The following is a 14,351-nucleotide window of genomic DNA, read 5'->3' as shown; positions in this document are numbered from 1 at the left end:
GTAGTATTACTTCATTGTTTTTTTGTTTTGGTGACCCGTACGGGAATCGAACCCGTGTTACCACCGTGAAAGGGTGGTGTCTTAACCGCTTGACCAACGGGCCATAAATGGCGACCCAGAAGGGGCTCGAACCCTCGACCTCCGGCGTGACAGGCCGGCACTCTAACCAACTGAGCTACTGAGCCAAATGGTGGGCACAACAGGGATCGAACCTGTGACCTCCTGCTTGTAAGGCAGATGCTCTCCCAGCTGAGCTATGCGCCCAAATATAAAATTATGGTGACCCGTACGGGAATCGAACCCGTGTTACCACCGTGAAAGGGTGGTGTCTTAGCCGCTTGACCAACGGGCCAACTAATTTACTACCTTACAAATTATATAGTATAATATTATTCATGTCAATATTTTTTACATAAGTATTTAAAAAATATTGAAGGTTTTTACAAATTAGATGGAACATAAAATCCATATTTTGTCAAGTTGACACTAAAAGATAATAAATGTATTATTTTAAACTATGAAAGGAGAAATAAGATGTCTTTGAAAATTTTTGAAACTCATTCTCATTATTATGATGATAGCTTTTTGCACGATAGGGATGAAGTTATTGAGAGGCAATTTAATTACGGGGTAAAAAAAATATTAAATTGTGCTGTAGACATTGATTCTTGTAAAAAAACAATTGATATTATTGATAAATATGATTTTATTTATGGAGCTTGTGGAATACATCCAAGTTATTCTAAATATTATTATAAAATAACTTATGAGGATGATTTATATAAATTTAATAAACATAAAAAAGTTTTAGCAATTGGTGAAATTGGATTAGACTACTACTATGATAATATTGATAAGGAAATTCAAAAAGAGGTATTTAGAAATCAATTAAAAATTGCAAAAGATTTGGATAAGCCAGTTATTATTCATTGTAGAGATGCATATGCAGATACGCTCAGGATAATTAAGGAATTTATGCCAATAAGAGGTGTGGTCCACTGTTTTTCTGGCAGTTTAGAAATCGCTATAGAATTGATTAAGCTAGGATTTTATTTGGGAATATCAGGTATTTCTACATTTAAAAATGCTGTCAAGATAATAGAAGTAATAAAAGAAATTCCAATTGAATATCTTTTGACAGAGACAGATTGTCCTTATCTTTCACCTGTACCACTTAGAGGTAAAAGAAATGAATCAATAAATATAGAGTATATTATAAAAAAAATTGCTGATGTAAGAAATGAAGACTTCTATAAAATTGGGGATATGTTATATAAAAATGCATTAAAGTTTTTTAGTTTATAATGTATATTAAAGTTTTATTAGGGGGGAATTATGGTAAAATCAAGGTCGATAAAGACTATGTTATTTTCTTTAGCTAGTTTGTTAATTTCTGTTATACTATTTTATTTGGTTATTTATATAAATAAACCAGTTACACTTGTTGTTGATGGAATTGAAATTTCAACTTATGTAATAGAAAATACAACTAGAGATGTTTTGAAGGAGAATAGCATAGTCTTACAGGATGAAGTGGGGGTATATCCATCAAAACTTTCTAATATAGAATATGGAGATAATGATGTTTTTAATAATCCAGTTCCTGTTATTTTGTATTTAGGAAATAGTGATCCATATGAAGTTATGACAATGTCTAAAACTATAGAAGATTTTTTGAAAGAGAGAGATATAGATATAGATGAAAATGATATAGTTGAACCATCATTATATAGTGATATTATTCCAGATGAAGAAATTTTTATTAAATATGTTGATATAAGGATTAATGAAGAAAGTATAGCAATTCCATATGACACTGAAATTAGATACAATAATTCTTTATATTCAGATGAAAATAGAGTAATTCAAGAAGGTAGAGATGGATTAAGACTTATTAAAAGAGAAAAGCGTTATGAAAATAATATTGAAGTAAGTGATAATGTAATTTATGATGATGTAGAGAGACAGCCAATTAATAAAGTAATTGAAAAAGGGACAAAGGATAGATCTATTATTAAGGATGAGAATCAAGCATTATCAAATATTATAAATAATTCGTATTTAAATGGAGGTAAAATAACGTTTTTAGGTGAGGAATATTCAATTAAATATTCTAAATTAGTGGAGTCTACTGCTTTTTATAATAGTGGATCTAATGGTAATCATATAACAGCTACAGGTAATCCAACTCTTTATAATCCTGATGGATGGAGTACTATTGCAGTTGATCCAAAAGTTATACCTCTTAATACAAAGGTATATGTTGAAGGATATGGTTTTGCCATAGCTCATGATACTGGTGGAGCTATCAGAGGGAATATAATAGATGTTTTTATGCCTAGTAGAGAGGCTGCATATAATTGGGGTAGAAAAAAGGGAGTAAAAATATATATACTAGAATAAGTTGAAGTTTTGCTACAATATTTGTGTAAAGTATTGTAGCATTATTTTTTATAGGAGGACTTAATGATTAAAATTAAGGAAGTTATAGTAGTTGAGGGTATATGTGATGAAATTGCAGTTAAGCGAGGAATTAATGCAGAGGTTATATACGTATCTGGGTTTGGGATATCTAGTAGAACGATGAATTTGATTAAGAATGCACAAGAAAGATGTGGAGTTATTTTACTTATGGATTCTGATTCTGCGGGAGAAAGAATAAGAAAAAAAATTTCAGATGAGGTAAAAGGTGTTAAGCATGCGTATATACCAAAAAATAAGAGTATTAAAAATGGTGATATAGGAGTGGAAAATGCTCATCCTAAGGATATAATTTTAGCAATAAAAAATGCAAAATGTGAATTGTCTTATAGAAGAGAGGAGTTTACACAAAAGGATTTATTTAATAATAAACTTGTTGGAAATAGGGATTCATTAAAACGTAGAGAAATACTAGGGAATATTTTAGGAATCGGTACAGCAAATGGAAAGAAGTTTTTATCTAGGCTAAATAGTTTTAATATATCTAGAGAAGTGTTTTTATCTTCACTAAAAAAATTAGAGGAGTTAATAGATGACGAGTGTTAGAGAATTGCAGAGAAAATATGGATTTTTATTTAAAGGATATTTAGGACAGAATTTTTTTAATAATGATATTTTGCTTAATGAAATATTAGATAAATTAGATATTACAAAGAATGATATTGTTATTGAAATTGGACCAGGATTTGGTGTTTTGACAGAAAAATTACTTTTGAAATCAAAAAAAGTTATATCAATTGAAATAGATGATAGACTTATACCCATTTTAAATGAAAATTTAAAAGAGTATGATAATTTCAAACTTATACATAATGATTTTATGAAAATGAATTTAGAAGATTTGGGAAATTTAAATGGGAGGTTTAAGGTTGTAGCTAATATACCTTATTATATAACAACACCTATACTGGAGAAATTGTTTAAGAGTGAGTTAAGTATAGATTTTATTGCTATTATGGTGCAAAAAGAAGTAGGGAATCGTATTTTAGCAAATGTTTCTACAAAAGAATATGGATCTTTGAGTGTTTTTGTAAATTATTTTTCAGTGCCTCATGTTGTTAAATATATACCGGCTGTTAATTTTATACCTAAACCGAAAGTTGATTCTGTATTTATAAAGTTTGAAATATTGGATAATAGAAAATTTGAAAATAGAGAAATAGAAGATAATTTTTTAAAATTCGTTAAAAGATGTTTTAGTATGAGAAGGAAGACACTCTATAATGTGTTGTCTAATTTTACTAAGGATAAAGAAATTTTGATGAAAATATTTAATTACATGGATATTGATTTTAATAAAAGAGCAGAAAATTTGACAGTGGATGAGTTTGTTAAAATATTTAAAATTTTAAATGGATTAGATTAAATATAATTTGATCTGTTTTTTATTTAGTAATTTTTAATATAATTATGCATAGCATAGTATTAAAATTATATATTGGAGAATTAAATGATTATTTCTGATAGTAAAAAATTTATAATACTTCAAGAGGATGATAAAGGGTACTCATTTAAAAATAAGAAACCTTCAGGTTATACAAAGATAGAAGCCAAAGATTCTAAATTTAGAATATTTTATTATATACAGAATTTAAATAATGAAAATACTTATAGCTTGAGTTTAATAATTAAAAATGAATCTAAAATAGATATTATATCAATTGGAGATATTAAACCAGATGAGAATGGAAAAATTGATGTATCATATGAATTTGATGATACATTACTTGAATGTTTGCATGGTAGTACAGTTTGTTTTAAAGATTTGAAAGGTGGGGTCAAATATCCATTAAGTGGATTTTTAGCTAAGAAAAAAGTTTTTAATTGGAAGGTTAATCAGTTTAGATTAATTAAAAATAGGACCTTTAGAAGAGATAGTTTTATGTTTGAAACAAAGAGGGATATACAGAAAAAGGAAGATAAAAAAGATTATGAAGATGGAGTTGAATATACTAAAAATGATAATAAAAACTGTGAAAATAAATTTGTTAAAGTAGATAAGGAAATTGGAATTGAGGTTTTAGTGGAAAATGATGATAAAATTGATGAATCTAAATGTTTGTGTAATGAAAAAAATTTAAGCTTATTTAAATTTAATAGAGGTGATTTTATCATGGATAGATATTTAAGGACACATTCTTTAGATTCAACTAGAGACTTTGAAAATAAAAATGATAATGTATATTATGAATATGAGAATGAAATAAAGAATGACATAGATAAATCTAAAAATATTTTTAATGAAGCAAAGAAACATATAGATTCATTAAAAAAACTTCTGTTAAAGGATGATGGTGAAATAAAGAAAATGGTAAAGAGTTTACTCCAAAATTTTTGTGATATTAATAGACATATAGATTATGATTATGATTATAAGTTTTTTTTAAATATATTGAGTGAGTATGAGGAATTTTATTCTTTAAATCAGGATAATTATAGATTTTTTAAAGTTTATGTAGATAATTTTTCACAAATAGAAAATATTAGAAAAACAGATAATATAAAATATGCAATAATATATTATCCAATGGTTTTTATGTATCCATATTTTGTAGATCGTGGTTATTTTATTATAGGAATTAATTGTGATGGAAAAGATATTTCTAACCTTGTATATGGAGTAGAGGGTGATCTTGATAATAATTTTAAATTGCCGTATGATGGAGAAACAGGATTTAATAAATATATATATGATTATGAAAATTCAAAAAAATATATTATAATGGAATATGATTACAAAAGATTTGAGGTTAAATAGATAGTAGGTTTAATTTTTAAACCTACTATCTATTATATCCTCTAGGGGGAATATATGGGGTAAAAATATAATTGATGCAAATCTATTAGATAGATTTGCAATATAAGTTGAATTAAAGTAGCTTTTTCTATTAATTATAGCGAATATAGGTATATTGGATCTAATATCTAAAGTTGATATTGGAGAACTTTCGTTTATCATTTTTGAAGCATATTTATTTGATGAGTTTTTATTGTTGAAGTATAATGTAGTATAATTACTCAAATTTAAAGATGATTTATTTATATTTAAAATAATAAATGATGATAATAACAATAGTTTATTTTTAATAAATAACTTGGAATTTTCCCATGTTGGGTTGTAATTAAAAATAGGATCTATAAGAATAATTTGTGAGAATATTTTATCATTTAAGGAAATCATATTTAATCCTATACTTGATGAGAAATTGCTACATATCAGTAAAGTATCAGTTATATTTAAATTTTCTAGTAAGTAGTTGATATATGAAGAAACATTCCTAAATGAGTAATCGAAATTATTTATTTTGAATGATTTTCCGTGCCCAGGTAAATCTATAAGAAAAATGTTAAAGTTGCATTTTAAATTGGTTAATGTTTCTAGAGATTTATTAATTAGGTTATATGAGTTAAGAGATGATTCAAATGGACCATGAAGTAGTATAACATTTTTTGTTCTGTTACTATAGTTATTTATTATATTTTTTTCGTAATAAGTTATATAAGTGTTATTTATCTTAAATTGTTTTTCATTAAAGTTATTTATATAGTAGTTTAAATTGTTCTTGCTGTTGTAAAAAATATACATACAATTAATAATGATATGCATAAAAAATAATAAAATTATAGAGTATATTAATATATTTTTTTTATTGATCAAAATAATCACCTTGTATTATTTTGGTTATTAAATTTTTAAATATACATCTTATTTTTAAGGAGAGTACTAAATGGAATTTAAGTTAGTTGATAAATTAGATAGTGAATATCAAGTAGAAATTATACCTTGTTTTGAAGATTATGAAATATCTAGATATAGCGATATTTTTAATAAGATTAAAAATCAGGGATTGTTTGAAGGTAAAATTGGTACAAAGTATTCGCTTAATCAGAATGATGTGAATGGTATTTCTACGCTTGTATTTGTGGGTATTGGGAAAAAAGACGAGTTAACATATGATTCTTGGTATAAATCCTTAGTTTCTTTATTTGAAAAAATGAAAATAAATTTATTAAAAAATATTTTATTTTATTCTTTTGAATGTGATAATTTAAATATTAAAAATATGCTAAAAGGTATTATTTTATCATTTAGTGCAGCAAATTATAAATTTGATAGGTATATGACCACGAAATTAGGAGAGACAGAGGTAAAGATTGATATATACACTAATAAAAGTGAAGATTTAGATGAACTATTGAATATAAGAGATGCAATAAATTTAACCAGGGACTTAGTTAATGAACCGTCAAATATTTTAACTCCAGAAGAGTTTGGAAATAGGTGTATTGAACAAGTTAAGGGTTTGGATGTAGAGATTAATGTATATGATGAAAATTGGATAAAGGAAAACAATTTAAATGCTCTATATGAGGTTGGAAAGGCATCCGTAAATAAACCAAGATTTATTGTTATGAAATATTTTGGAGATAAACAAAGCGATAAAACTATATCTTTTGTTGGTAAGGGATTAACATATGATTCTGGTGGGTATTCTATAAAGAGTTCTGATGGAATGGTAACTATGAAATGTGACATGGCAGGAGCAGCGAGCGTTTTATCTTTAATAATTTTACTTGCGAAACAAAATTTGAAAATAAATGTTTTTGGTGTGATACCTACGTGTGAAAATATGATAAATGGAAATGGGTTTAAACCTGGGGATGTAATAGGATCACTTTCAGGCAAAACTATTGAGATTATATCAACGGATGCAGAGGGTAGATTAGCACTTGCAGATGGAGTTTATTATGCAGCGAAAAATTTAAATTCTGATTTAATAATAGATATTGCTACGCTAACAGGAGCGTGTGGTATAGCGCTTGGGACTAAGTATGCTGCCATTATAGATAATGATGAAAGTATATTTAATAAGTTGAATGATGCAAGTAAAAATACTGTAGATAGTATATGGAGGTTACCAGGAGATAAGGAATATTTATCGACTTTGAAGTCCGATATTGCTGATTATAAAAATATTGGTGGAAGATATGGCGGAACTATAACGGCTGGATTGTTTGTTGGGGAATTTACTTTAGGTAAACCATGGGCTCATATAGACATAGCTTATGTTGCGTGGAATGATTTTTCTACAAAGATATTTCCTAAAAAAGGTGCAACAGGTGCTGTCGTTGAACTGTTATATAATTTTTGTAAAAATAGTCAATGATTCTAAGTTTAAAATTATTAAATAAAAAGAAGACCATATGTATATGTGTGGTCTTCTTTTTAATTTATAACATAAGTATACTAGTTAAAAACTTATTTAAATAAATTTTTAACTAAATGATATTATATACATTATTTTAATTGAATTACATTTGCTCTTGTTCATTTAGTGCAATATTATAATTTTTTAATATTTCGGTTTGGAATTTTTGTCTTACCTCTGTTGAAATAGGATGGGCTATATCCTTGAACTCCCCATTAGGAGTTTTCCTGCTAGGCATAGCTATAAATAATCCATTCTCCCCTTCAATAACTTTTATATCATGAACAACAAATTCATTATCTAAAGTTATTGAAACTATAGCTTTCATTTTTCCTTCGTTAGTGATTTTTCTGATTTTAACATCTGTAACTTGCATTCAATTCACCTCTATAAGTTTTTCGATTTATGAAAGTAGTTTATGTAAAAAACAGAAAAATATATTAATATAACAATAAGTTTTAAAAAAATATATTATTATTTAATAAATGTGTATTTTTTTTAGTAAAAAATGTATATAATTATAAAAAGTCCTATATAATTAAGGGGTGTTTTTTTGCGAGATATATTTTTAGATAGAATTATCAAAAACAATAAATATATACACTTAGTTGGAATTTCTGGAATTAGCATGAGTGGTATAGCATCAATTTTATTAGATAGAGGTTTTAGGGTTTCAGGAAGTGATATTTGTAAAAATCAATTAACAATTAATTTGGAAAATAGAGGTTGTAAGATAAGTGTAGGACATAATTCTAAGAATATTAAGGATACTGTTGGGCTTGTTGTGTGTACTTCAGCTGTTAATTATGAAAATGATGAGATTAAAGAAGCTATTAGAAAAAAAATACCTGTAATTAATAGAGCGGAATTTTTAGGAGAATTAACCCAGAAATATAGTAAGTGTGTTACTATATCGGGAACTCATGGTAAAACAAGTACTACATCTATTTTTAGTTATATTATGATATATAATGGATTGGATCCTACCATATTAATAGGAGGAGAGCTGGATTTAATTAATGGGAATTGTAGATCAGGTAAAAGCGAGTATTTGCTTATAGAGGCTTGTGAATATAAACATTCGTTTTTAAATTTCAAGACAGATATAGGTGTTATATTAAATATAGATAGGGATCATTTGGATTATTATAAAGATTTAAGTGACATAAAAATGGCATTTAGTAAATATGCAGAAAATATATCAAGTGATGGATACTTAATATATTGTGCTTCTGATAGACTTATATATGATGTATTGTATAATACAAGTTGCAAAAAAGTATCTTATGGGATAGGGTGCGGAGATGTAAGTGCTATTAATATATCTAGAACTGAAAATAGTATATGTTTTGATATTTTATATAAAAATATGATTTATGAAGGATTTAAGATAAATGTAATAGGTGATCATAATTTACTCAATGCTCTATCAGGTATTACATTTTCATTAATATCTGATATTGATATATGTAAGACTAAAGAAGCACTTTTAGATTTTTATTTACCTAAAAGAAGATTTGAGATAAAAGGGCAGAGATATGGGATTAAAATTATTGAGGATTATGCCCATCATCCAACTGAGATAAAGGCTCTTATAGATATGACTAAGTCTGTAACTAAGGGTAAGATATATTGTTTTTTTCAACCTCATACTTATAGTAGAACATTATTTTTGCTTGATGAATTCTTAAAAAGTTTTAATGGAATTGAAGAACTTATATTATTTGATATATATGCGGCAAGGGAAAAAAACATATGGGGTATTACAGCTATAGATTTAAAGGAAAAAATAGCTTCAACCGGACAGAAATGTTATTATTCTAAAAGTTTTGATGATGCGATTAAGTATATGGAAGGTAAGGGAGAAGAAGGAGATGTTTTTTTAGTGGTTGGTGCAGGTAATATTTATGAATTAAGTAATAAATTTATATATATGTAGTTTTGAGAGGTTTTTTAACCTCTTTATTTTAATTTAAGGGGTTGTGACTTTATTGAAAATAGGTATCATAAGTAATGTTCATTCAAATTTATATTCTTTAATGGAGATTTATGATTTATTGGAAAAGGAATGCGTGGAATTTATCTTGTGTTTGGGAGATATTGTTGGATACGGACCTCATCCTAATGAGGTTGTAAATTTTATTAAAAGGAAACATATAGTATCTATTAAGGGTATATATGATTCTGCAGTTATTAATAATGATTTTTCTTGTATAAATGAGGGGACTATAAATAGTTTTTCCGTAAATTTTACGTTTATGGAATTAACAAAAAATAATTTATATTATTTATCTAGTTTACCTTCTGAATTAATTATGAATTTTGGAAATTTTGATATAAAGTTTGTACATAAAAATCCTTATAAGAGTGATCAAGATATTCAGGAAGATATTTTAGTTTGTGGTTATGAACATACGCCAAATAAAATTAAAGTTGGTAAAGGAAAATGTATTATAATACCAGGAAGCTGTGGTAAACCAGTGTCAAGTATAGGTGGTGTTTCTTGTGGGGTTTTGGATATTTCAAATAATGTGTATAACTATAAGATATTGAAGTGTAAACATTTATTTTCTAAAATTAATAAAGATATGAAGATGATGAATTTTCCAGAAATACTTATAAATTCATATGATATAGATACATATTAAAAGGAGATGATTGAAGTTGAGAATAAATATTAATGATTTATATAAGAATTGTGAAAAGTATAGCAATAAAAATGTAATAATTTATGGTTGGTTAAGGAGTGTAAGGAGTAATAATAATATTGCTTTTTTAGAAATAAATGACGGGAGTTCTTTTAAAAATGTACAGATTGTCATGGAAAATTATCTAAAAAATTATGATGAAGTTTGCTCATATGTAATTTCATCAACTATTAAGATAGAAGGTACTGTTGTATTAACACCGAAAAATAAACAACCTTTTGAAATAAAAGCTATATCTATATATTTAGAAGGAAATTCGAATCAAGATTATCCACTTCAAAAAAAGAGACATACTTTTGAATATTTAAGAAGTATAGGGCATTTGAGGCCGAGAACATATACTTTTTTATCTGTATTTAGAATAAGGAGTGTTGTATCCTATGCAATACACTTGTTTTTTAGGGAAAATGGATATGAATATATCAATTCTCCGATAATTACAGCAAGTGATTGTGAAGGTGCTGGAGAAATGTTTAAAGTAACAACACTTGATTTTAAAAATATACCTAGAGAAGATAATGGAGAAGTGGATTACTCTAAGGATTTTTTTGGTAAGATGGCTAATTTAACTGTTAGTGGGCAGCTAGAAGCTGAAATTATGGCTCTTGCCCTAGGGAAAGTATATACTTTTGGACCGACATTTAGAGCAGAGAATTCAAATACATCACGTCATGCTTCTGAGTTTTGGATGATTGAGCCTGAAGCTTCATTTGTTGACCTTTTTGGTGCTATGGACCTAGCTGAAAGCATGCTTAAATATGTAATTGAATTTGTATTAAGAGATTGTAAAGATGAAATTGAATTCTTAAATAATTTTGTGGAAAAAGGATTACTAGATAAATTAAATAAGCTTGTTAATGATAGATTTGATAGAATTACTTATACAGATGCTGTAGATATATTATTAAAGAGTGGTAAGAAATTTGAGTATAGAGTTGAATGGGGAATCGATCTACAGTCAGAACACGAAAGATACTTAACAGAAGAATATTTTAAGAGGCCTATATTTTTATATAATTATCCTAAATATATAAAAGCTTTTTATATGAGATTAAATGATGACAATAAGACTGTAGCTTCTTTTGATTGTTTAGTACCTGGAATTGGTGAAGTAATTGGAGGTAGTCAAAGAGAAGAAAGGTATGAGGTTTTAAAGAATAGAATAAATGAATTTGGTCTTAATGAAGAAGATTATTGGTGGTATTTAGATTTAAGGAAATATGGAGAAACTGTACATTCAGGATTTGGTCTTGGTCTCGAAAGACTTGTTATGTATTTGACTGGAATGAATAATATAAGAGATGTTATACCATTTCCGAGAACGCCCCAAAATGCAGAATTTTAAGAAAGATAGTTAAAGTTAACTATCTTTTTTTATATTATTGCAAATATTAACAATGTTAATTTATAATAGAATTAGTATTAACTTTGAGGTGTTTATTATGAATGTTTGTGCTATAATTCTAGCGGCGGGTAGGGGAAGTAGAATGAAGTCTACGCGTCATAAGGCTACTCATAAAATTTGTGGTAAGGAAATGATAAACATAATAATAGATAAATTAGAATTATGTGGAATTAAAGATATTAATGTGATTATAGGGGAACATAAAGAAAGTTTAGTTGATTCAATAGGTAATAGAAATGTGTCGTATTCTATTCAAGAGAAACAATTAGGAACTGCTGATGCCGTATTGTGTGCTGAAAAATTTTGGGGTAATAAATCTGGGGATGTTTTGGTTATTGCTTGTGATATGCCACTTATTAAAGAGGAGAATATTAAAAAGCTTATAGAAAGACATATAAGTGATGGTAATTCATCCACAATTATTACATCTGAATTGAGAAATCCTTTAAAATATGGAAGAGTAATCAGAGGGAAAAATGGAATTGAGCGTATTAAAGAGGCTAAAGATTGTTCCGAGTCAGAACTTATGATAAATGAAATTAATTCTAGTATATATTGCTTTAAAATAGATGATTTAAGAAATGACATAAGAAATATTGGTAAAATTAATAATCAGGGCGAATTTTATTTGACTGATATAATTGAGATATTTAGCAAGAGTGGTAAAAAAATAGGAAGTGTTAAGGTTGATGAAAATGAATTAGTTGGAGTGGATACTAGAAGACAGTTGTGGTTAGCTAATAGTATTTTAAGATCACAGATAAATGATAAACATATGGAAAATGGAGTCACAATCATAGATAGTGATTCTACTTATATAGATTCTGATGTTAGGATAGAGAGTGATGTAATTATACATGCAAATGTGTATTTAAAAGGGAATACTTTAGTAAAAGAAGGTAGTGAAATATATCCCAATACTAGGATATCTAATAGTTTTATTGGAAAAGATTGTATAATAGATGCTTCTATAATTTGTGATTCTAAGGTGGGTAATGGCACTAATATAGGCCCATTTGCTTATGTAAGGCCGGGATCATTAATAGGTGATAATGTTAAACTAGGGGATTTTGTAGAAATTAAAAATTCTGTAATTGGTAATAGAACAAAAATTCCACATTTATCTTATATTGGAGATTCAGAAGTTGGAGAGAGATGTAATTTGGGTTGTTCTACAATAACGGTTAATTATAATGGTAAGAATAAAAATAAAACTATTATAGGTAATGATTGCTTTATTGGTTGTAATTCAAATCTGATTGCACCTGTTGTTGTAGAGGAAAATTCTTATGTAGCAGCAGGGACTACTATCACAGAGAAAGTTAAATCAAATAGTTTAGCTATTGGTAGGTGTAAACAAGTTAATAAGGAGAATTGGGTGACAAATAAATTTAAGTAATTGGAGGAAACTTTTAAATGATAGAACAGATCAACAATATAAAAATAATTGCTGGTAATTCTAATCTTGAATTATCTAAAAATATAGCAACGTGCTTAAATACATCTCTTGTAAAATCTAAAGTTATGAATTTTAGTGATGGAGAAATAAATGTAGATATAAGTGAAACAATTAGAGGAGAGGATGTATTTGTTGTTCAATCTATTTGTGCAACAGATAAACTAACAGTAAACGATAGCTTAATGGAACTTTTGATAATAATAGATGCATTAAAGAGGGCATCTGCAGGGAGGATTACTGCAGTTATATCTTATTATGGATATGCTCGTCAAGATAGAAAGGCTAAATCAAGAGATCCAATAACAGCTAAATTAGTAGCAGATATCATAACTGTAGCTGGAGCTAATCGGGTTCTTACTATGGACTTACATGCTCCTCAAATACAAGGATATTTTAACATACCAGTTGACCATTTATTAGGATTACCTGTACTTACAAAGTATTATGATAAAAAAGAATTTAATGGTGATTTGGTTATAGTTTCTCCTGATGTAGGAAGTGTTAAAAGAGCACGTGGATTTGCTGAGAAATTAAGTGGAGATGTACCTATGGCTATTATAGATAAAAGAAGACCTATCCAAAATGTTTCAGAAGTATTATCTGTAATTGGGAAAGTTAAAGATAAGATAGCTATATTGGTTGATGATATGATAGATACTGCTGGTACTATTGTTAATGCTGCAAATAAACTTATGGAACTTGGAACAAAAGAAGTGTATGCTTGTTGTACTCATGGGGTATTTTCTGGTGATGCGGTAGAAAAAATAAATAATTCAGAAATAAAAGAATTAGTATTTTTAAATACTATTTCACAGTATTCATTGTGTGAACAAAATAGTAAATTTAAGATGTTATCAGTTGCACCGATATTTGCAGAAGCTATAAGAAGAATACATGATTGCAGGAGTTTAAGTCCTTTGTTTGGTAAATTTTAACTCTATATTTTAGTATATTTTTTCGAAATAATGGGAAACTATAAGGGAAATTAGTTGTATTTTTATGTTAAAAATATTAAATTTAACCAATAAATGTAATTATAGTTAGGAGAGTTTTTTATAATTTAGAATTTATATATAAATAATAAAAAT

The 14,351-nt window shown here is 27.2% G+C and carries 13 protein-coding genes and 4 tRNA genes; 11 read left to right on the top strand and 6 right to left on the bottom strand.

Going from position 1 to position 14,351, the window contains the following annotated elements:
* Positions 1–28 precede the first annotated feature (28 nt).
* The 4 genes from SFBM_RS07550 to SFBM_RS07535 form a co-directional block, all read right to left on the bottom strand.
* Positions 29–103 (bottom strand) — tRNA-Glu (locus SFBM_RS07550).
* Between the two features lie 5 nt (positions 104–108).
* A tRNA-Asp gene (locus SFBM_RS07545) sits at positions 109–185 on the bottom strand.
* A gap of 3 nt (positions 186–188) precedes the next feature.
* Positions 189–264, bottom strand: a tRNA-Val gene (locus SFBM_RS07540).
* Positions 265–277: 13 nt separating this feature from the next.
* Positions 278–352 (bottom strand) — tRNA-Glu (locus SFBM_RS07535).
* Positions 353–534: 182 nt separating this feature from the next.
* Between SFBM_RS07535 and SFBM_RS07530 the strand changes: the two genes are divergently transcribed.
* From SFBM_RS07530 to SFBM_RS07510, 5 genes are all read left to right on the top strand, one after another.
* Positions 535–1,305: a TatD family hydrolase gene (locus tag SFBM_RS07530; protein WP_005805059.1), complete on the top strand. Its 771-nt coding sequence runs from the start codon at positions 535–537 to the stop codon at positions 1,303–1,305.
* 30 nt (positions 1,306–1,335) lie between these two features.
* A complete protein-coding gene (locus SFBM_RS07525) occupies positions 1,336–2,403 on the top strand; it encodes a G5 and 3D domain-containing protein (protein WP_005805060.1) in 1,068 nt (355 codons plus the stop codon).
* Positions 2,404–2,466: 63 nt separating this feature from the next.
* On the top strand, positions 2,467–3,027 hold the full coding sequence (rnmV, locus tag SFBM_RS07520) for a ribonuclease M5 (protein WP_005805061.1): 561 nt from the start codon (positions 2,467–2,469) through the stop codon (positions 3,025–3,027).
* A complete protein-coding gene (rsmA, locus tag SFBM_RS07515; protein ID WP_005805062.1) occupies positions 3,014–3,847 on the top strand; it encodes a 16S rRNA (adenine(1518)-N(6)/adenine(1519)-N(6))-dimethyltransferase RsmA in 834 nt (277 codons plus the stop codon). The genes rnmV and rsmA overlap by 14 nt, the downstream gene beginning before the upstream one ends.
* Positions 3,848–3,931: 84 nt before the next feature.
* On the top strand, positions 3,932–5,239 hold the full coding sequence (locus tag SFBM_RS07510; RefSeq protein ID WP_005805063.1) for a hypothetical protein: 1,308 nt from the start codon (positions 3,932–3,934) through the stop codon (positions 5,237–5,239).
* A 9-nt stretch (positions 5,240–5,248) separates the two neighbouring features.
* Here the strand turns inward: SFBM_RS07510 and SFBM_RS07505 are convergent, their stop codons facing one another.
* Entirely contained in the window at positions 5,249–6,148 is a 900-nt protein-coding gene (locus SFBM_RS07505; RefSeq protein WP_242821626.1) for an alpha/beta fold hydrolase, read from the bottom strand.
* A gap of 61 nt (positions 6,149–6,209) precedes the next feature.
* Here SFBM_RS07505 and SFBM_RS07500 point away from each other — a divergent pair, with 61 nt between their 5' ends.
* A complete protein-coding gene (locus SFBM_RS07500; RefSeq protein ID WP_005805065.1) occupies positions 6,210–7,649 on the top strand; it encodes a leucyl aminopeptidase in 1,440 nt (479 codons plus the stop codon).
* 145 nt (positions 7,650–7,794) lie between these two features.
* On the opposite strand, the gene spoVG is transcribed toward SFBM_RS07500, so the two are convergent.
* Positions 7,795–8,067, bottom strand: a complete 273-nt coding sequence (gene spoVG / locus SFBM_RS07495; RefSeq protein WP_005805066.1) for a septation regulator SpoVG — start codon at positions 8,065–8,067, stop codon at positions 7,795–7,797.
* Positions 8,068–8,244: 177 nt separating this feature from the next.
* Between spoVG and murC the strand changes: the two genes are divergently transcribed.
* From murC to SFBM_RS07470, 5 genes are all read left to right on the top strand, one after another.
* A complete protein-coding gene (gene murC / locus SFBM_RS07490) occupies positions 8,245–9,630 on the top strand; it encodes a UDP-N-acetylmuramate--L-alanine ligase (protein WP_005805067.1) in 1,386 nt (461 codons plus the stop codon).
* Positions 9,631–9,673: 43 nt separating this feature from the next.
* Positions 9,674–10,339 (top strand): metallophosphoesterase family protein, encoded by a 666-nt coding sequence (locus SFBM_RS07485; protein ID WP_014018074.1) that lies wholly within the window; start codon positions 9,674–9,676, stop codon positions 10,337–10,339.
* Positions 10,340–10,355: 16 nt separating this feature from the next.
* A complete protein-coding gene (asnS, locus tag SFBM_RS07480) occupies positions 10,356–11,744 on the top strand; it encodes an asparagine--tRNA ligase (protein WP_005805070.1) in 1,389 nt (462 codons plus the stop codon).
* A gap of 97 nt (positions 11,745–11,841) precedes the next feature.
* Complete coding sequence (glmU, locus tag SFBM_RS07475) at positions 11,842–13,203, top strand: bifunctional UDP-N-acetylglucosamine diphosphorylase/glucosamine-1-phosphate N-acetyltransferase GlmU (RefSeq protein WP_014018073.1); 1,362 nt, start codon at positions 11,842–11,844, stop codon at positions 13,201–13,203.
* A gap of 17 nt (positions 13,204–13,220) precedes the next feature.
* Positions 13,221–14,198 carry a ribose-phosphate pyrophosphokinase gene (locus SFBM_RS07470; RefSeq protein ID WP_005805072.1) on the top strand — a complete coding sequence of 326 codons (978 nt, stop codon included), beginning with the start codon at positions 13,221–13,223 and terminating at the stop codon, positions 14,196–14,198.
* Positions 14,199–14,351 lie beyond the last annotated feature (153 nt).

Source organism: Candidatus Arthromitus sp. SFB-mouse-Japan, from assembly GCF_000270205.1.
Taxonomy (GTDB): domain Bacteria; phylum Bacillota; class Clostridia; order Clostridiales; family Clostridiaceae; genus Dwaynesavagella.
Note: the sequence above shows the minus strand (reverse complement) of the source record. Positions and strands in the feature narration are given on the sequence as shown.

Coding starts and splice junctions, on each gene's coding strand:
- SFBM_RS07470 (WP_005805072.1), top strand. CDS start 13,221: ATGATAGAACAGATCAACAATATAAAAATAATTGCTGGTAATTCTAAT.
- rsmA (WP_005805062.1), top strand. CDS start 3,014: ATGACGAGTGTTAGAGAATTGCAGAGAAAATATGGATTTTTATTTAAA.
- SFBM_RS07510 (WP_005805063.1), top strand. CDS start 3,932: ATGATTATTTCTGATAGTAAAAAATTTATAATACTTCAAGAGGATGAT.
- SFBM_RS07525 (WP_005805060.1), top strand. CDS start 1,336: ATGGTAAAATCAAGGTCGATAAAGACTATGTTATTTTCTTTAGCTAGT.
- SFBM_RS07530 (WP_005805059.1), top strand. CDS start 535: ATGTCTTTGAAAATTTTTGAAACTCATTCTCATTATTATGATGATAGC.
- SFBM_RS07500 (WP_005805065.1), top strand. CDS start 6,210: ATGGAATTTAAGTTAGTTGATAAATTAGATAGTGAATATCAAGTAGAA.
- spoVG (WP_005805066.1), bottom strand. CDS start 8,067: ATGCAAGTTACAGATGTTAAAATCAGAAAAATCACTAACGAAGGAAAA.
- glmU (WP_014018073.1), top strand. CDS start 11,842: ATGAATGTTTGTGCTATAATTCTAGCGGCGGGTAGGGGAAGTAGAATG.
- rnmV (WP_005805061.1), top strand. CDS start 2,467: ATGATTAAAATTAAGGAAGTTATAGTAGTTGAGGGTATATGTGATGAA.